The organism is Sorangium sp. So ce394 (genome assembly GCF_051474665.1).
Lineage (GTDB): Bacteria > Myxococcota_A > Polyangia > Polyangiales > Polyangiaceae > Sorangium > Sorangium cellulosum_D.
On sequence record NZ_CP150339.1, the window covers coordinates 12,687,165 to 12,706,087 of the forward strand.

The window sequence follows — 18,923 nt, forward strand, 5'->3', positions numbered from 1 at the left end:
ACGACGGATCAGTCGATGGTGATGTCGCCCGGCCCCGCGACGGGGGAGGAGAATGTCTCCTCCTTGGTCTCCTCACCGGTCGGGATGCAATCGACATCGGAGCAATCCTGTCCGTTCCAGAATCGGAGGTGCACGGTCAGCGTGCCTTCCTCGATCGCGACGAGCTGGTCGCACGACGCGGGCGAGTCGGGGCCTCCCCGGCACTCGGCGGGCAGATCGCGCCGCTCGAAGACCCGCCTGTCCCAGGTGAGCTCGACGGTGCCGTTGGGCTCGAGGGTGCTGAGCTCAGCGGTGAGGCAATCCTGCGGGCATCGGCAGGATCGCCCGACCCTGATCGACAAGGACGGATCGGGGGAAAGCTGACGTTCCCGGCGTTCGACCAGCACTCGAGGCAGCCGTCGTACAAGGCGTGCGCGGTGAAGGTGCGTCGCGAGGAGGATCGCGGGTAGAGGCAGCGTGCGAGCGCCGGGCTCGCCGGCACGTCGAGGAGCGCCGCGAGCCGACCCGTCGACTACAGCCCTTTCCAGTACGCGAGCGCCGATTTCACCCTGCTCTTCGGCGGCTTCATCCCTGCGCTCGCCCAGTCTTCGATCTCGTCCTGCTCCATGAGCTCGAGGAACGACCGGATGGCCTTCCTCTCGCGCTCGTCGAACCGTTGTGCCCTCGCCCAGAAGAGGTCCCATTGCGCCCCGCTGCGCTTCTTCGGCGGAGTCAGGTTGAATAGCACGGAGTCGAGCGCGACGTCCACCTCGCGGGGCGACTCCACACAGCCCGTCATGTAGGCTGGCAGGTAATAGCGAAAAGCGGCGGGCGTGAAGAGGGGCAAGGCATCCTTGTGATCGCGCACCATCTCGACGGAAACGTCCCTCCAGTCCTTGCCTTTGAAGGCGCCCTCGATCTCCCGACATTCGGGATCGGTGCCGTCCTGTACGGCCACGAGGTGCTCGTCGCCTGGATAGGGCGTGGCGCTGAATCCTTCGAGGATCTTTCCCTTCACCGCGTCCCGCGCTGTCCGGATCGTCTCCATGGCGTCACTTTTTGACAGTCACCGTGTTGCCAAGCTGGATCTTGCGGATGTTGCCGTCCTTGTCCACGAACGGAGAATTCGAGGTGATCGTAACGACGAAGGTGCTCCCAGCCTTGAGCTTGGCGACATCGAGATCGGCGGGGACGGTCCCGCGGATGCGCCCCACTACGCCGACGCCGTTCAGCTTGCCATAAAAATGAGCCGATATCTCGCCCTTCACGATCGTGTCCGAGAGATTTCGGATGACGTATTTGCCCTCGGGCACCTTGCTGAAGTCGGCCTTCTTCGCCATCTCCATCAGCTCCTCGACCACCTGCTGCTGCGATTTGCCGGGCCGATCGCTCGCCGCGCCGTTCGTGGTGGTGTCGCCGGTCGGCGTCGCGTCCTTGCTGACCTCTGCCACCCCTTGCTTCAGCGCTTTCAGGACGGCGCCAGTGGTCTTTCCTTGCGAGGACGCGAGGCGGCTGACCAATGCTTCGGCTTGCTTGTCCGTCAGGTCGGTGGGCACGATCTCGAAGAACTCCTTGACGGCGGCGTCGTCGAGCCCGATGTCTTCCTTCTGGCCTGCCGCGAACTCCTGGAACAGCCTCGAGACGGGGGGCGGCGCGCCCTTGATCCTCTTCTTGTTCTCCACGCTCAGGTCCTTGAGCTTGGTTGACTGCGTGCCGGTAGCGCCGACCGGCGTGCCCGTGGTTTGCGCCGGCTCATCCTTGCCGCCGGCGTTGGCGGCGCCGTCGGCCACGGGCGGCTTCGGTGCGCTCGTCCCCGTGCCCTCGCCGTCCTTCTGGGCTTGACCGGCCTCCCGGGCCACCCTTTCTTTCAACGCCCTCTTGATGTCCTCCACCTTCATGGTGGCGGGCACCTTGTCCGCCACCTGGTCGGTGCTCGCCAGGATCGTCTGCAGCTCTTCCTTGCTGAACTCGTCCATGTGCTTAGAGACATATTCGGCGTACTCCTGAGCGACCTGCTTTTGCACGTCGCTCAGGGTTCCGCCCTTCTTCGCCGACTCCTCCAGCATCTTCTTCAGCTCGGGGTCGCTGTCGATCAGCTTCTTCATCTCCTCGGGCACGGCGACTCCATCCTGCTCCATGGCCTTGAAGAGAGCCTCGAGCGGGCTGTCGCCTTCCAGCGAGATCTTGGCCTCGGCCTTGCCGGAGATCAGCAGGATCACGGCGGCGGCGACCTGGGCGTGGATCACGGCCCTGCCGGCTGCGCTCTTCAGGCGCTTCTTCGCAGCAGCCGCCGCGGCCGCCGCCGCGCTGAGCGCGACGATCGCGCCCGTCTGGGCGGCGCATCTGGCCATCATTACAGCGATGCAGTTCCGCAGGGCGGCGTTGGCCTCGGCGATCTGCTGCATGTGCTCGTGGTAGCCCGGGTCGCGGCGCGAGAAGCACTTCTGCTGCAGCTTGGTCCTCTCGTCCACACAGCCGTACCCCGCCGCGACCTTGGAGGTCGCCGTGGCGCAGCTGTCGCCTTGCATGGTACAGCTTCGTTGCTTGTCGCAATAGCTGTGCATCTTGGTGTGGAGGGCCGTCACGACCTCGTCCGTGCACTTGGTGCTCTTGGTCTGCCGCTGGAGGCGCGCGGCCGAGCTCCCGCCACCTCGCGCGAGGTCGAGCTCGCTCGAGCCCGACTGTTGCACCACGTGCGTCAGCTCGTGGGCGAGCAGGCGCCGGCCCTCGTGCGTCCCCGGGGCGAACTGGCTCGCGCCGAAAACGATGTGGCGTCCGACCGTATAGGCGTTGGCATTGACGTCTCGCGCCGATTGCTCGGCGGCGGGCCCGGAATGCACGCGAACGCGCGAGAAGTCGTGACCAAAACGCTGCTCCATGTCCTGTCGTAATGCCGGGTTGAGCGGCCTTCCAGCGCCTGCGAGCACGCTCTGCACGCTGGGCGGCGCGGTGATCGTGTCGCGTCCGACCGTATGCGCATCGTCGTTCGCGTCTCGCGCCGGTCGCTCTGCGGCGGGCCCGGAATGCACGCGGATGCGCGAGAAGTCGTGACCGAAACGCTGCGCGTGGCGCTGGATGCTCGGCGCCGCGCGGCCGGCGGCGAGATGGGCCGGCGCTGCCAGTACCTGATCCGCGACCCGATCGGCCTCCTTCTCCAGCGGGTCGTCGCTCTCGCCGATCATGAGATCGGCCTGCAAGCCGGGGATGAGCGGCTCGGCCCAGGGATCCTGCGGCGGCCGCGCCGCCCGTTCGGCGGATCCAGCTTTCGCGGTGCAACGCGCGCATGTGGCGCCGCAGGCGCAGATCGGCTTTCGCTGGAGCCCCCAGCCCGGCAGCGCCGTATGCGTCCGCGCGAGGCTGGCGGGGACGGATGTCCGATTTTGATTCGGCTGCTGCGCGAACATACGCATCATCCATCTCCCGCTTTGCTGCCTTTGACGAAGCCCGGTGCTCCCATCAAGGGCGCATCGGACGGGCGCTCGAACGCCCTGGTGAGGGACACCAGGAGACGCAACGATCGCCGTGCCCGTCAAGCCGTTTCTCCACCAGCTCGCCGGTGTGCCGGGCTTGCGGCTTGGACGTTACTCGCTACGCCAGGCGGCTCGCCGGCGGGCTGGCTCCCCGGGTCGAGAGCGCGGCACGGCGGCCGGCTACGGCGTGGTCGCTCACGCTCGGACGAGGCGAAGCCTCCGGGCTCTCGCGCTCCGGATTCCCAGCAATGGCGAGCGCCTTGGGCGGCCGCGAGGAGCATGCCGCCGCTAGGCGGTGGAGGCGGCGCCGCGGGTCCTCGGCAGCCCCGGCCGACGACCCGCGCCCGCCCGGGCGGCGACCGCGGGCCGTCTCGACTCCCCTTACCCGCGATCCTCCTCGCGACGCACCTTCACCGCGCACGCCTTGTACGACGGCTGCCTCGAGTACTGGTCGAACGCCGGAAACGTCAGCTTGTTCGTGATCTCGTAGTGCATCGGGATGAAGATCTCCCCCGGCTGCACCGAGTTCGTGACGAACGCCCGTGCCTTGATCTCGGCGCGGCGCGACGCGATGACCACCCACTCGTTCATCTCGACGCCGAGCTTCTTCGCGTCGACCGGGCTCACCTCGGCGTAGATCTCCTTCGGATAGAGCCGCTGCAGCACCGCCGACTTCTTCGTCCGCGTCTGCGTGTGCCACTGGCTGGAGCTCCCTCGCCCGGTGAGCAGCGTGAACGGATACTGCTCGTCGGTCGGCTCCGGCAGCTGCCGCGGCGCCTGGAACGCGAACTTCGCCCTCTGGTCCGGCCGGTAGAACGCGCCGTCCTCGAACAGCCGCCGCTCGTTCGCCTCGAACGACGCCCCCTCGGGGTACGGCCACTGGATGCCGCCCCGCTCGTCGATCATCGCGTAATCCTCGATCCCCGTGATGTCGCACGGCTGCCCCTTCGAGAGCCGCTTCAGGATCTGGAAGACCGCCTCCGGGCTCTTCCACTCCTTGAACAGATCGCCGCACCCCCAGTACTGCGCGACGAGCTGGAAGATGTGGAAGTCGGCCAGCGCCTGCCCCGGCGCCCGCGCGACCTTCTTCACGAGGCCGATGCGCCGCTCCGAGTTGATGAACGTGCCCTCCTTCTCGGCCCACGAGGCCGCCGGCAGCACGAGGTGGGCGCGCTCCGCCGTCTCGGTCGTGGCGTACATGTCCTGCACCACGAGGAACTCCAGGCGGCCGAGCAGCTCGTGCAGGTCCTCCTGGTTGATCCACGAGTGGGCCGGGTTCGTCGCGATGATCCAGAGGCCCTTGATCTTCCCCTTCAGGATGCCTTCGATGATCTGATCGTACGCCAGGCTGTTCCGGGTCGGGATGACCTCCTCCGGGACGCCGAGGATCCCGGCGATCTTCTTCCGGTGCTCCTCCTTCGTGAAGTCGTGGCCGGCGAACAGGCCCGTCGTGTTGCTGAACATCCGCGAGCCCATCGCGTTGCACTGGCCCGTGATGGAGTTCGCCCCGGTCCCGGGCCGCCCGATGTTCCCCGTCATCAGCGCGAGGTTGATGAGCGACTGCGCGACCCGCACGCCCTCGTGGCTCTGGTTGACGCCCATGGTCCACCAGAACGACACCCGCTTCCCGCTATGGATCGTCTCCGCGAACGTCGCGAGCTGCTCCTCGCCGATCCCCGTCGCCGCGGCGACCCGCGCCGGCGTGAACTCCTCGACGTGCGCCTTGAACTGCTCGAACTCGACCGTGTGCGCGTCGATGAACTCCCGGTCGATCCACCCGCGCTGGATGAGGATGTGCGCGATGCCGTAGAACAGCGTCAGATCCGACTTCGGCTTCAGCGCATAATGCGCCGTCGCCGCCATCGCCGTCTCGGTCTTGCGCGGATCCACGACGAGGATCGCCGGACGGTTCTTGTTCTTGCACAGCCGCTCCCACATGATCGGGTGGGCGATGCAGAGGTTCGAGCCGACGAGCACCACGACGTCGGACTCCTCGAAATCGCGGTACGTGTAGGGCGGCGCGTCGAACCCGAACGACTCCTTGTAGGCGACCACCGCCGTCGCCATGCACTGCCGGGTGTTGCCGTCCCCGTGCAGCATGCCCATCCCGAACTTCGCCAGCGCCCCGAGGAAGGCCATCTCCTCGGTGACGATCTGCCCCGTGCTGATGAAGGCGACCGACTCCTTGCCGTGCGCCTCCTGGATCGCCTTGAACCGGTCGACGAACGTGCGCAGCGCGACGTCCCACTCCACCCGCTCCAGCTTCCCGCGGGCGTTCCTGAGGAGCGGCGCGGTGGCGCGGTCGCTCGCCCGGAGCGGCGTGAGCGCCTCCCAGCCCTTCGGGCACGCCATCCCGAGGTTGACCGGATAGTCGGTGTTCGGAGAGAGGTTGATCGCCTCGCCGTCCTTGAGGTGGACGTTCAGCCCGCACCCGGTCGAGCAGAAGCCGCACACGACCGTGGTCGTCTGATCGGGCTTCAGCCGCGCGGGCACCCGCCCGAGGCCGAACTCGCCGGGGGTGAGCAAGAGCTCGCGCGTGAGCGGCCCGTTCCGCTGGAGGAGGAGGTTGTCCGCCTTCTTGGGCTCCGCTTCCGTCTTCTTGGCGTCGGGGGTGGTCATCAGGAGAGCCCTCCGGGCATCTTGGACGCGGGCGCGGCGGCGAAGAAGAGGTACCGCTCGAGGAACTCGCCCGCGAGGCAGAACAGGAAGGCCACGACCGCCATGGCCATCAGGACCTCGGAGCTGACGCCGCTGTTCGGCGCCGAGAAGAGGCTGAGCGCCGGCAGGACGATGCCGCCGAGCGCGCCGCAGGCGAACCGCCAGCCCGTCGCGCCCTTCAGCTCCCCCGTCATCAGGATCGCGCTCCGCTTGAGCGTCGAGTGGCTCCGCTTGCGGAGGTGCCGGAACATCGAGAGCTCCACGAGCAGCTTGAGCCCCATCGCCACGCACAGGAACCCGCTCAGCGCGCGGAAGCCGCCGGTCAGGAGCAGCGCCGCGTGCTCGTCGCTGAGGAGCAGCGCCACCATCAGGACCGTCGAGCTCCCGAGCACGGCCGCCGTGCTCGCGAACTTGAACCCCGTGAGGCCGCCGCTCCAGTGGTCGCGCTGGGTCGCCGCGTAGACCATCACCGAGCAGAACACGCCGAGCATCCCGCTCAGCGCGACCGCGTAGGACAGCGGCGTCTGCAGCTGGCCGAGCGGCGAGAGCGGCGCGAGCGCCGGGATCGAGGGCACCCAGAACGAGGCGGCGTAGAGCGTCCCGGCGCCGGCGAAGAGCGAGAAGCCGAGGATCTCCCGGCTGAGCCACGACGTCTTGAGCCCGAGGAACGCCCGGAACGCGAACTGCGGCCGGCCCAGGTGGAGGAGGCTCGCGCCCAGCGCGGCGAGCCCGAAGACGAGCGCGAAGGTGGCGCTGTGGCCGCCGAAGCCCCGCGTCGCCCGCGCGCCGAGGAGCTCGTTCAGGGCGAGGCTCACGCAGAACGCGCCGACCGAGAGCTGCGTGAGCACGAGCATCGCGACGAGCGGAGGGTGGGAGTGCTCCCGGCTCACCTGGTAGAAGTCCGCGGGGAGCATGTTGCGCGGGAGCGACTTCTTCGTCTTGTAGCTGGTCGTCGGGATCGTGATCTCCGGCGCCGCCGCCCCCGGCAGGAAGACGTTGGTCTGGCTCTCCTGCACGGCCTGCGCCTGATCGACCACCGTGATGCGGATGGCGCCGTTCGGGCACGACTGCACGCACGCCGGGGCCTCGTCGTTGGCCAGCCGGTCGCTGCACATGTCGCACTTGCGCACGATCCCCCGCTCCGCGTTGAACTTCGGAGCGTCGTAGGGGCACATCAGGATGCAGTACTGGCAGCCGATGCACTGATCATCGAGGTGCTTGACGATGCCGGTGATCGGGTCCTTCTCGTAGGCCTTGACCGGACACCCCGACATGCACGCCGGGTCCAGGCAGTGGTGGCACGCCGTGGTCACGCTCTGCTGCGCCGGCGCCTGGGGCGTGCCGCCGTGGAGGAGCCCGACCGAGCGCCACACCTCGTCCTCGTCGAGGCCGTTCAGGCTGTGGCAGGCGGTGACGCACGCCTTGCACGCGGTGCAGGCGTCCAGATCGACCTCGAAGGCGTACTGCTGCCCGGGCTTCGGCTTCTCGAACGGGATGAGGTCGCGGTAGTACTTCGACTGGGCCGGGAGCGCGTGCTCCTCGTGCAGCTTGGAGAACCGCTCGACCGCCGTGAGCTTCTGCTGGTCGGCGAGCAGCGCCTGGAGCAGGTTCTTGTTGCTGTCCTGGATCTTCGGCGGCGAGTTGACGATGGGCAAACGAAAGTGAGTGTCCGACACCTTTGCAACGCTCATCGAGATTCCCTGTCTACCCGGCGCGGAAGCCCAGCCCGGAGAATTCCAAGAGACACAGAGACAGCGGCGGCGTGCCCGTCGCGAAGCGGAGCGCGGCGCTGCCCAAGAAGCCCATCGGGTCAGCTCGCCACGCCGCGCGGCTGCGCCGCGTCCAGGACCTCGACGCGCCCGCCCCGGATCCGGGTGGGATACACGGGGACGCGCACGGTCGGGTCGTCGAGGCACTGGCCCGTGCGCAGGTCGAAGCTCTGCTTGTAGATGGGCGACGCGATCTTGGGGACGCCCCCCTTGTCGCCGACGATCCCGCGGGAGAGGACGAACGCCTTGCTGAACGGGTCGAAGTTGCTGATGGCGTAGATCTCCTCGCCCTCGCCGACCCGGACGACGGCGACCTGGCGCTTCCCCACGAGCGCGCAGACCCCCGTGTTCGGGATGATGTCCTCGACCCCGCAGACCTCGACCCAGCCCTGGCCCGCGCCCTCGCTTCTCGGCGATTCCGACATGTGCAGCTCGTTCATGGCGATTTCCCTCGGAAGAGGCCCCTCGGCCCGCGGTCAGATCATCTCCTCGACGAGCGTCGACTTTTCCTTCCAGGCCGCGGGGCGGTGCTGCGCCCGCTCGCTGACGAAGACGATGCTCCGGTCGGGCTCGCCGGCGTTCACGAACGGGCGGAACTGCTTGAGCTTCTCGGGATCGGAGACCGCGGCCTTCCACTCGCACTCGTAGGTCGCGATGAGGTGGGCCATCTCCTTCTCGAGCTCCTCGCAGATCCCGAGCGAGTCCTCGATGATCACCTGGCGGAGGTAATCCATGCCGCCCTCGAGGTTGTTGAACCACGTGGCCGTGCGCTGGAGCCGGTCCGCCGTGCGGATGTAGAACATCAAGAACCGGTCGAGGTACTTGATGAGCGTCGCCTCGTCGAGATCCGCGGCGAAGAGCTGCGCGTGCTGCGGCTTCATCCCGCCGTTGCCGCAGAGGTAGAGGTTGTAGCCCTTCTCCGTCGCGATGATCCCGAAGTCCTTGCTCTGCGCCTCGGCGCACTCGCGCGCGCAGCCGGACACCGCGGACTTCAGCTTGTGCGGGCTGCGCAGCCCCTTGTAGCGGTTCTCGACCGCGACCGCGAAGCCCACCGAGTCCTGCACGCCGTAGCGGCACCAGGTGCTGCCCACGCACGACTTCACGGTGCGGAGCGCCTTGCCGTAGGCGTGCCCCGACTCGAAGCCGGCCGCGATGAGCTCGCTCCAGATGTCGGGCAGCTGCTCCAGCCGCGCCCCGAACAGGTCGACGCGCTGGCCGCCCGTGATCTTCGAGTACAGGTTGTACTTCTTCGCGACCTGCCCGAGGGCGATGAGCTGATCGGGCGTGATCTCGCCGGCCGCCACGCGCGGCACCACCGAGTAGGTGCCGTCCCGCTGGACGTTGGCCATGTAGCGATCGTTCGTGTCCTGGAGCGGGAGGTGCTTCTTGTTCAGGATGTGCTCGTTCCACGTCGAGGCGAGGATCGAGGCCACCGCCGGCTTGCAGATCTCGCACCCCTTGCCCTTGCCGTGGCGCTCGATGAGGTCGTCGAAGGTCTTGATCGCGTGGACCCGGACGAGGTGATAGAGCTCCTGCCGCGAGTAGTTGAAGTGCTCGCAGATGTAGTTGGTGACCGCGACGCCGGCCTTCTTGAGCTCCTTCTTCAGGATGTCGGTGATCAGCGTGGTGCACGAGCCGCAGCCGGTGCCCGCCTTGGTGTGCCCCTTGATGGCGGCGAGCGTGACCTGCTTGTCGTCGCAGATGGCCGAGCAGATGGCCTTCTTCGTGACGTTGAGGCACGAGCAGATCGTCGCGGTGTCGGGCAGCGCCTCGACCCCGAAGCCCGCCGGCTTCGCGCCCTCGCGCGCCGTGACGATGAGGTCCTCGGGGTTCGGCGGCAGGACGATCTTGTTCTGCACGAGCTGGAGCAGCTGCCCGTAGTTCGAGGCGTCGCCGACCAGGATGCCGCCGAGCAGGTGCTTGCCGTCCGAGCTGACGACGAGCTTCTTGTAGACGTTCGACGTCGCGTTCATGAAGCTGACCACGCGCGCGCCCGCCTGCGCCGCGAACGCGTCGCCGAAGCTCGCGACGTCCACGCCCATCAGCTTGAGCTTGGTGCTCATGTCGAAGCCGGCGAAGGTCTCCTTCCCTCCGGTGAGGGCGTCGGCCGCGACCTTGGCCATGTGGTAGCCGGGCGCCACCAGGCCGTAGAGCTGGCCTTGATAGCTCGCGCACTCGCCGATCGCGTAGATGTCCGGATCGGACGTCTGACAGCGCTCGTTGATGACCACGCCGCCGCGGCTGCCGATCGCGAGGTCGCACGCCCTGGCGAGCTCGTCCCGCGGCCGGATGCCGGCGGAGAAGACGATCATGTCGGTCGCGAGGTCGGTCTGGTCGGCGAAGAGCATCCGCGCCACGCGGCCGTGCTCCGCGACGATCTCCGTGGTCGAGGTGTTCGTGTGCACGTGGACGCCGAGCGACTCGATCTTCCGGCGGAGGATCGCCCCGCCGGCGTCGTCGACCTGGAGGGCCATCAGGCGCGGGGCGAACTCCACGACGTGGACCTCGAGCCCCATGTTCTTGAGCGCGTTGGCCGCCTCCAGCCCGAGCAGGCCGCCGCCGATGACCGTGCCGACCTTCGCGCCCTTCGCGTGGGCCGCCATGGCCTCGAGGTCCTCGATCGTGCGGTAGACGAAGCAGCCCTTCGTGTCCTTGCCCTTGATGGGCGGCACGAACGGGTACGAGCCCGTGGCGAGGATGAGCTTGTCGTAATAGACCGTCTTCCCCTTCGCGGAGGTCACGGCCTTCTTGCGGCGGTCGATCGATACGGCCTTGTCGCCCAGGTGGACCTGAATCCCCGCCTCCTCGTAGAGGCCGGGCTTCACCATCGAGAGGTCGTCGGCCGATTTCCCGCTGAAGAAGGCGGACAGGTTCACCCGGTCATAGGCGAGCCGAGGCTCCTCGCAGAAGGTCGTGATGTTCCATTCGCGCAGGGAGCCACCGAGGACCATGTTCTCGATGAGCTTGTGCCCGACCATGCCGTTGCCGATGACGAGGAGGTCCTTCTTCTTGCTCATGCAAACCCACCTTTGGACCCGGTGAGTCACCCTCACCGTCACTGCCGTACTGCCGTCCGAGCGCGGCGCAGGCCGTAGTCTCGGACAGGATCTTGTCTACTGTGGGCTCTGTTTCACAACTGTTTCGCTGGAATAAATTGTGTGTCCGATGGCGCGCTCGAGCGCGGACATCCCCTCTGTTTCCTGCGTGTTTCGCGGCGCCCGGCGAGCGCAACGAGGCTGCGCGCGAGGGCGATCTCGACAGCGTCGGTGAAAGGAAATGCGCGATTATCGCGGATCGGGAGGAGTTTGTTTCGTGCGTGTGTCGCGCCGCCGGGGCGACTGCATTGCAGCTCTGAAAGGCGGCGGCGGGCCGGTCACCCGCGCGGGGCGGCCTCGGCGACGAGGGCGAGCAGCTGCGCCGTGGCCACCGGCTTGGTCAGGTGCGCGTCGAAGCCGGCCTCGCGCGAGCGGCGGCGGTCCTGATCCTGCCCGTAGCCGGAGACGGCGGCGATGTAGGAGCCCCGGAGCTCGGGCTCGGCGCGCAGGCGCCGGACGACCTCGTAGCCGTCCATCCCGGGCAGGCCGATGTCGAGCAGGACGAGCTCGGGCTTCGACGCGCGCGCGGCCTCGAGCGCCGCCGGGCCGTCGTGCGCCATCGCGACGGTGTGGCCGTGGAGCTGGAGGATGCGCCGCAGGCCCTCGGCGGCGTCGACGTTGTCGTCGACGAGGAGGACGCGGAGGGCGCCCGCGCCGGAGCGCGGGATCTCGGTCGAAGGCGCCGCGGCGCTGTCCGCCGACGCGCCCGCGAGCGGGAGCCAGACGCTGATGGCGGTGCCCTCGCCGGGGCCGGCGCTCATGGCCTCGACGCGCCCGCCGTGCAGCTCGGCCAGCCGCTTCACGAGCGTGAGCCCGACCCCGAGGCCCCCCTGCGAGCGATCCAGCGTGCGCCGCGCCTGCATGAACGGCTCGAAGACGCGCGGCAAGAGCTCGGCGGAGATGCCGACGCCGGTGTCCGTCACCCGGATCCACGCGTCGCCGCCGCTCGCCGCGCAGGAGAGCGACACGCGGCCGCCCGGGTTCGTGTACTTGATGGCGTTGGTGAGCAGGTTCACGACGATCTGCTCGATCCGCACCCGGTCGCCGTGCACGAGCACGCCCGGCTCGACCGACAGGGCGAGCTCGTGCCGGCGCTGCGCGAGGAGCGTGCGCACCGACTCGACCGCGGTCTCGACCACGGCGCCGACGTCGAACCGCTCCCGCTTCAGCTCGATCTTGCCGCGCGTGATCCGGGAGACGTCGAGCAGGTCGTCGACGAGCCGCACGATCGTCTTCACCTGCCGCTCGAGGGTCGCGAGGATCTGGCTGTCGTCGCGGTCGCCGCGGTCGCCGCGGTCGCCGGTGCTCATGCGCAGGAGCTCGAGGCCGGTGGTGATGGGCGCGAGCGGGTTGCGGAGCTCGTGCGAGAGCATCGCGATGAACTCGTCCTTGCGCCGGTCCGCCTCGTGGGCCTCGCGGTACAGCCGGGCGTTCTCGAGGGCGACGCGCCGCTCGCGCTCGATGATGGCGGCGCGCTCCTCGTGCAGGCGGGCGCGCTCGAGGGCCTGCGCGCACTGGCGCGACAGCGCGAGCAGGAACTCCTGCTCCTCGTGATCGAACGGGCGGGGCTCCGCGAAGCTCAGCCCGAGCGCGCCGATCGGCCGCTCCTGGACGAGGAGCGGGAGACAGCAGAGCGAGGAGGTCGTGGAGGTCAGCGCGGTGGCGGCGAAGTCCGGGTACCGGGCGGCGCACTCCTTGCGCGTGCGCAGCCAGACGGGCGCGCCGGTCCGCAGGGGGTCGACGAGGGGGAGGCCGTCGGAGGCGGCCATCCTCCGGAAGCGCTCGACGATCTCGGGCTGGTAGCCGACCGCCTTGAGGCACTCGATCGCGTCGCCCGCCGTGATGACGATCGACCCGGCGTACGCGCCCGCGGCGGCGGCGCCCTGGTCGACGGCGACCTCCGCGACCGCCTCGCAGGTGAGCGCGTCGGCGAGCGCCGCGGTGATGCGCTGGAGGCCGGCCATGCGCTGCGCGGCGCGCTCGGCGGCCCGGCGCGCCTCCTGCTCGGCCAGGAAGCGCCGCCGCGCCTCGGCCTCGGCGTCGCGGGCCATGTCGTAGAGGCGCATGCGCTGCAGGGCCACCTGGATGCACTGCGCGAGCTCCTCGGCGAAGGCGAGATCGGCCGCGGTGTAGGTGCGGCCCGACTCGGCGGAGGCGAGCGTGAGCGCCGCGAGGACGCACTCCTCGCCGCGGATCGGCACGATCACCGCCGAGCGGCAGCCGAGCGCGCGCAGGGCGGCGAAGTGCTCGGCGTCGCGCGCCACGCCGGCGAACACGCTGTCGGGGATCTCGGACAGGAGCCGGCCGGGGCCGCCGTGGAGCACCTCGTGCAGCGGCGTCTCGGCCTCCGGCGGGATCCGGCTGCGCTCGGCCAGCCTGGACACGAGCTCTGCCTTGGCCGGGTCCGCGTGCGCGATGACCCGGGCGCGCAGGGCGCCGTCCGGCTCGATCGTGTGGACGGAGCACCAGTCCGCCACGGAGGTGACCGCGAGCTCCGCGACGCGCCGGTAGCTCGTGTCGCGGTCGAGCACCGGATCGAGCAGGGCGGTCGCGTCGGCCAGGAAGCGGCGCGCCTCCTCGGCGCGCTTCTGCTCGCTGATGTCCGCGACGAGCGTGAAGAATCCGGCCACCTCGCCGCTCGCGCCGAAATGAGGAATGTACTGGATGCGGACGTGGCGCCTGCCGCTCCTGCGGTACACGAGCCGCGACTCGAAGTCTTGCGGTTGCCCGCCGAGCACCGCGTCGATGCGCGGCTTCACGGCGGCGTAGGCGGAGTCGCCGATCACCTCGCGCACGTGCCGGCCGGCGAGGGAGACGCGATCCTCGCCGAACCAGCGCTCGTAGGCCCGGTTGACGATGCGATAGCGCTCCTCGTCATCGATATAGGAGATGAGCGCCGGCAGGGCGTCGAGCAAGAGCTGGATCTGCTCGCCTTCCAGCGCCGCGCTCGGCTCGCCGCCTTCGGTCATGCTGCCGCCGGCTTGAGCCGTGGTGGGGACGTCCGGCCTTTGCATCTGGGCTCATGCATATCCGCAATCCGCGCTGATCGCCACATGTCGGTTCTCCGCGCTCGGTCCTCGGTCCGAGCGTGCTATGGTCGCCGCCGATGCGGATCCTCGTTGTCGGCGCGGGCGCGGTGGGCGGTTATTTCGGGGCGAGGCTCGCCCTCGCCGGGCAAGACGTCACCTTCGTCGCGCGGGGCGCGCACGCCGAGGCGATGCGGTCGCGCGGGCTCATCCTCCGTACGCCGACCGGCGAGGTGCGCACGCCGCCGCTGCGCGTGGCGCCGCTCGACGGGGTGCGCGGGCCGTTCGATCTCGCGCTCGTCGCCGTGAAGTGGCCGTCGCTCGGCGACGTCAGCGCCAAGCTCCCCGGGCTGCTCGCGGCGGACGGCCTCGCTCTGCCCCTGCTGAACGGGCTGGAGTCGGAGGATGCGGTCGCGCGCGAGGTCGGCGCCTCGCGGGTGCTGGCCTCCATCGCGTACATGTCCGCGGGCCTCAGCGGCCCTGGGGAGATCGAGACGCTCGCGGCGACGCGCGCCGGCCTCGCGCCGTACCGGCCGGGGCAGGAGGCGCGGGTCGAGGCGACCGCCGCGCTGCTCGAGCGCGCCGGCATCCCCGTCCGCCGGGGCTCGGACTACCGGGCGATGCTCTGGGAGAAGATGGTCTGGAACGCCCCCTTCAACGCGATCTGCGCGCTGACCGGCCAGCGCGCCGGGGCGGTCGTGGAGCGCATGGAGGACCTGCTCCGGGCGGCGATGCTCGAGGTGATCGCGGTCGCGCGGGCGGAGGGGGCGGACATCTCCGAGGCGACGGCGGACGCGATGATCGCGCTCACGCGCGCGGACTTCCCGCTCACCGAGCCGTCGATGCTGCAGGACGTGCGCGCCGGCCGCGCGACCGAGGTCGACATCCTCCAGGGCGCCGTGGTCGATCGCGGGCGCCGGGCGGGGATCGACACCCCGGTGCTGCGCACGCTCGCGACGCTCGTCCGCGGCCTGTCGCTCCGGGCGAGCGCGCCGCCTGCCGCCGGGTAGGCCCCGGGCCCGCGGCGGGGCCGGGGCGGGCTCACGACGTCCCATGTCGGCTCAGAACACCGTCCTGGCGGCGAGCCCCTTGCCCATCGGAATGATCTGCACGCTCCCGACCTCGGTCACCGTGCGCTTCGCCGGGAAGATGAAGCCGCTCAGGATCTGCAGCGCGCCGATGGCCTGACCGAGCCCGTCGGCCACGAGCAGCACCTTGTTGGTCGCCTCGGCGTTGCACGACCTGTCGCCGCCGCATTTGCCGCGGGTCCCGAGATCGATCCAGGGCCCCGCGATGGGCACCCAGAGCGCGCGGTCCGCGGGCTTGTCGCTGAACGTCGCCACGACGGTCGAGATGCCGTAGGTGGTGCCGAGCACGGCGACGCCGCTCCAGATGAGCCCGCGGTTCGGCACGGAATCGGTGATGGTGACCGTGTCGCGCGTCCTTTCCTGAGCGTGCGCGGCTTCGGTGAATCCCATGGTAGCCACCGCCACGGCGGCGGCCGAGGTGAGAAGAGCGAGCTTGTTCATGCGGTCCTCCTGGCCGCATGGCGCATGAGCAAACGGGGTGCCGGTGCGGCGCGCGTCGGCGCGCGTCGACGCGCGGCGAGCGTCGACGCGCGGCCGACGCGCCACGCCGGTCGTCTCGTGTGGCGATCTGCCCCGCGTGGGACGGGGCGCCTCGTGGTGCTCGCGCCGAGAGGCGCGATCTACGCGAGAAACCGCGTCGCGCGCTCGCGTCCTCCCTCCTCGGCCGCGGGCTCGACGCTCGCGGGTCCGTCACAGGCCGAACGGCTCGAGCGCTCCAACATCGCTACACCCCCGAACGGACGGGCTCGCGAGCGCGCCCATCCGCGCGGAGAAATGGACGTGGAAGGAGAGGAGGGGAGAGCGTCGCGGTCGTTTCTTCCCGTCTTCCCTCCTGTTCGAGCCCGGCGCTCAACCTTGATGGAGCAGAGAGGGTGACGCGACGAGAGGAGGGGAGTTCGAGGAGCTGGAGAAAGCGTGTGGACCGGAGGGCCTCATCCGCGATGTCCGCGGCGCTCCCTGGGGAGGAGAGGCCCGGGTCCGGGGGACTTGCCGATCAGGCGCCGCCAGCGCCGCCAGCACCGCCCGCGCCGCCAGCAGCGCCGGTGCCGCCTGCGCCGCCGGTGCCGCCGGTCGCGCCAGTGCCGCCCGCGCCGCCGGTGCCGCCGGTCGCGCCGGTGCCGCCCGCGCCGCCGGTGCCGCCCTCGCCGCCGGTGCCGCTCGTCGCGCCGGTGCCGCCCTCGCCGCCCGTGCCGGCGCCAGCACCACCGCCGCCGTCGCCGCCGGCGCCACCACCGCCGCCGCCGCCGCCGCCCGTGCCGGCGTCGTCCAGCGGGAAGGCCGGATCGAGGCAGAAGAGGCCGTGCGGCGTCTCGCTGCAGACGGTCCCATCATCGCACTCTTCCCCGACGTCCTCGCACTCGGCCGGCCCGAAGAAGCAGAAGCCCACGACGTTCGTCTCCGTGCCCAGGTTCTCGCAGGAGAAGAGCGGCAGGAGGCAGTCGCTGTGGGCCTTGCACGCATTGACGCAGAGCCCGATGTCGCCCGGACCGGCGTCCCGCTCGAGCGGGTAAGCGCAGAGGCCCTTCTGCAGACCTCCGCAGTCGAGGGCGGGATCGCCATTGAGCCCGCAGAGCTCGGCGCACATGGCGACTTCGTCGGTGACGCCGACGCACCACCCGGCGCAGGGATCGTTGCCGTCCTCGTCGAGCTCGCACTGGGTGCCGTTGGGCAGCCCCTCGTTCGGCTCGTCGACGCAGACGCTCGACCGGGGGTCGCACACGCGGTCGCTGCACTGGAGGTCCGCGCCGCAGCCCGGCAAGCAGACCGTCGCCCCCTGGAATGCCTCACAGCGCAGCTCCTCGCGCCCCTGGCACTTGTCCGGATCGACGCTCGCGTCGCCCTCCGTGAACGGGGGATCCCCCGGAATGCAGCCGAGCAGGCAGAGGTCGCCGATGCACGCGCTGCCTTCCCCCTCGCAATCGTCGTCTCCGCCGCACTCCTTCGTGCAGTACCCGCCCGCAGGGCCGCCGCCGAAGAAGTCGTTGGACCCCTCCAGAAAGCAGATCCCGTCCGGCCCGCAGTCGGCGTCCGCTTCGCACGCGGCGCCGAGGAACTTCGCGAGATCCGGGCCGCTGCTGCCGGTGCTCACGGCGACGGGGCCCGTGGTCGACGCGGACGTGGACGAGGCCGAGCCCGAGGCCCCGGTCCCGCCAGCGCCATCGTCCGGATCGTCAGAGCCACAACCGATGAATCCTGCCGAGGTGGCGACCGCGGTGAGCAAAACCGCCGAAATGCGTTGGATTTTCATGCCTGTCTCCGGAGCCAAGAGGCGGTGCCCAGGTCGGGCGCCTGCATGTGGTTTCCGGACAGTAACGGAATCGGTGAGGCTCCGCCATACCTGGGAACCGAGAAGCTCGCGAAATGGAGCCTCCGCAAAAGCGGACGACGCTCCGGGGGTGCAGCCGCCGGCAGCAACGCAATCGGCGCGATTCGCGGCTTTCTCAGGGGGCGCCCTACCTGGCGATCAGGCATTCTTGGTGGCTTCTGGCAGATACCGCACTGCGCGTCGATCGGCCCCGGTGAGCGGCCAGCGATACCGGAGATCGGTCGCGGGCGCCCAGCCGGCGTGCGCCGGCGGCTCGTCGCGGGCGAGCAGGACCCAGATCTCGCGCCGCTCCGCCGGCTCGCGCGCCGTGAGCGCCGCGCCGAGGGGCAGCCACGCGTCCGGCGCGAGCGTCGCGCGGGACATCGCCACCTCGAACGACCTCCCTGCCCGCACGAGGTCCTCGCCGCGCGCGCGCTCGACCCGCGGTGCTTTCTTGAGCTCGCCCTCCTGAACCAGCGTGCCTATCGCCGTCCGCAGGAAGGCGACGCGCTTTTGCAGGGGCTCGACCAGGGTCACGTCCAGATCCGGCCGCAGCAGCGCGAGCGGCAGCCCGGGCGCGCCGGCCCCGGTGCCGACGTCGACCACGCGCCGCCCCTCGGGGACGTGCTCCGAGAGGAGCCGCGCGTCCGCGAGCATCAGGTCGGCGAGCTCATCGGGGCTCCGCGCGGCCGTTAGATCGACCTTCGCGTTCCACCCCTGGACGAGCTCGAGCCAGCGCGCGAGCGCCTCGCCGGCGCGGGAAGGCAGGCTCGGCTCGCGGCCGGCGAGCACCGCCGCGATCTTCTCGGTCATTCGCGCCGCGGCGCTCTCCGTCATGGGCGCAGTGGAGCACAAGACCCGGGGCGGATGCACCCGGCGGCGCGGCGCGGCCCGCGGATCACCGCGCGCGGCGCGGGCGCGCGGGCCGGGCCGGCGCGGGGGCGCGCGCGGCGCCGGCGCCGCCGAGCGGCAGCGCGCGCTGGGCGCCGACGTCGTAGATGAGGCGGCCGGAGCGGTCGATCCGCGCCGCGGGGTTCAGCGTGTGCGGGGCCCGCGCGCCGGGGCCGAGCAGGTGGACGACCGCGAGGCCGCGCGCCACGAGGGCGTCGGCGATGAGGCGGCGGTGGCAGCGCCACCAGAGCGTCTCGGCGCACATGACGGCCATGTGCCGTCCGGCCCGGGCTTCCGCCTCCACCTCGGCGAGCGCGCGCTGGAACTCGGCCGTCTCCATGTGGTCGGCGTAGGCCCGGAAGCTCGGGTTCTCCCAGGCGATATGGGGCGAGCCGTCCCGCCCGGTCCGCCGGCCGCCCAGCGCGTCGCCGCGGAAGACGTAGGTCACCCCGAGCGGCGGCAGCGCCTCGGCCAGCGCGGGGCGGCCGAGGTGCGGCGAGCGGCTGGATCCCGGGAACCTCCGGACGTCGACGAGCGTGTCGGCCGGCCCCTCGCCGAGCAGCTCGACGAGCTCCTCCACGCTGCGGGTGCCGTGGCCGATGGTGAAGACGGTGTCCACGCGGAGAGCTTTGCGTCCCGGCG

At 70.3% G+C, this 18,923-nt stretch carries 13 protein-coding genes; 1 reads left to right on the forward strand and 12 read right to left on the reverse strand.

The features are described from left to right. Nucleotides 1-8: 8 nt before the first annotated feature. The 8 genes from WMF33_RS46880 to WMF33_RS46915 form a co-directional block, all read right to left on the reverse strand. Nucleotides 9-386 carry a hypothetical protein gene (locus WMF33_RS46880; RefSeq protein ID WP_437334645.1) on the reverse strand — a complete coding sequence of 126 codons (378 nt, stop codon included), beginning with the start codon at nt 384-386 and terminating at the stop codon, nt 9-11. A gap of 125 nt (nt 387-511) precedes the next feature. Further along, nucleotides 512-1,027: a DUF6714 family protein gene (locus WMF33_RS46885; RefSeq protein ID WP_437334646.1), complete on the reverse strand. Its 516-nt coding sequence runs from the start codon at nt 1,025-1,027 to the stop codon at nt 512-514. Nucleotides 1,028-1,031: 4 nt separating this feature from the next. Next, a complete protein-coding gene (locus tag WMF33_RS46890; protein ID WP_437334647.1) occupies nt 1,032-3,383 on the reverse strand; it encodes an eCIS core domain-containing protein in 2,352 nt (783 codons plus the stop codon). A gap of 447 nt (nt 3,384-3,830) precedes the next feature. After that, nucleotides 3,831-6,068: a molybdopterin oxidoreductase family protein gene (locus WMF33_RS46895; protein ID WP_437334648.1), complete on the reverse strand. Its 2,238-nt coding sequence runs from the start codon at nt 6,066-6,068 to the stop codon at nt 3,831-3,833. Beyond that, nucleotides 6,068-7,798: a DmsC/YnfH family molybdoenzyme membrane anchor subunit gene (locus WMF33_RS46900; protein ID WP_437334649.1), complete on the reverse strand. Its 1,731-nt coding sequence runs from the start codon at nt 7,796-7,798 to the stop codon at nt 6,068-6,070. The genes WMF33_RS46895 and WMF33_RS46900 overlap by 1 nt, the downstream gene beginning before the upstream one ends. A 119-nt stretch (nt 7,799-7,917) precedes the next feature. Further along, nucleotides 7,918-8,316, reverse strand: coding sequence for a nitrite reductase small subunit NirD (gene nirD / locus WMF33_RS46905; protein WP_207217677.1), 399 nt, complete (start codon nt 8,314-8,316; stop codon nt 7,918-7,920). Nucleotides 8,317-8,352: 36 nt separating this feature from the next. After that, the gene (gene nirB, locus WMF33_RS46910; RefSeq protein ID WP_437334650.1) at nt 8,353-10,893 is read right to left on the reverse strand and encodes a nitrite reductase large subunit NirB; all 2,541 of its coding nucleotides are present in this window, start codon (nt 10,891-10,893) and stop codon (nt 8,353-8,355) included. 356 nt (nt 10,894-11,249) lie between these two features. Beyond that, nucleotides 11,250-13,985: an ATP-binding protein gene (locus tag WMF33_RS46915; RefSeq protein WP_437334651.1), complete on the reverse strand. Its 2,736-nt coding sequence runs from the start codon at nt 13,983-13,985 to the stop codon at nt 11,250-11,252. A 92-nt stretch (nt 13,986-14,077) separates the two neighbouring features. On the opposite strand from WMF33_RS46915, the gene WMF33_RS46920 reads away from it, so the two are divergent. Further along, the gene (locus tag WMF33_RS46920) at nt 14,078-15,007 is read left to right on the forward strand and encodes a ketopantoate reductase family protein (RefSeq protein ID WP_437334652.1); all 930 of its coding nucleotides are present in this window, start codon (nt 14,078-14,080) and stop codon (nt 15,005-15,007) included. 51 nt (nt 15,008-15,058) lie between these two features. Here WMF33_RS46920 and WMF33_RS46925 read toward each other — a convergent pair whose 3' ends face one another. From WMF33_RS46925 to WMF33_RS46940, 4 genes are all read right to left on the reverse strand, one after another. Further along, a complete protein-coding gene (locus WMF33_RS46925) occupies nt 15,059-15,526 on the reverse strand; it encodes a hypothetical protein (protein WP_437334653.1) in 468 nt (155 codons plus the stop codon). A gap of 553 nt (nt 15,527-16,079) precedes the next feature. Further along, nucleotides 16,080-17,333, reverse strand: coding sequence for a hypothetical protein (locus WMF33_RS46930; protein WP_437334654.1), 1,254 nt, complete (start codon nt 17,331-17,333; stop codon nt 16,080-16,082). 216 nt (nt 17,334-17,549) lie between these two features. After that, nucleotides 17,550-18,227, reverse strand: a complete 678-nt coding sequence (locus WMF33_RS46935; RefSeq protein WP_437334655.1) for a 16S rRNA (guanine(527)-N(7))-methyltransferase RsmG — start codon at nt 18,225-18,227, stop codon at nt 17,550-17,552. Between the two features lie 61 nt (nt 18,228-18,288). Next, the gene (locus WMF33_RS46940) at nt 18,289-18,900 is read right to left on the reverse strand and encodes a DUF488 domain-containing protein (protein WP_437334656.1); all 612 of its coding nucleotides are present in this window, start codon (nt 18,898-18,900) and stop codon (nt 18,289-18,291) included. Nucleotides 18,901-18,923: the final 23 nt, after the last annotated feature.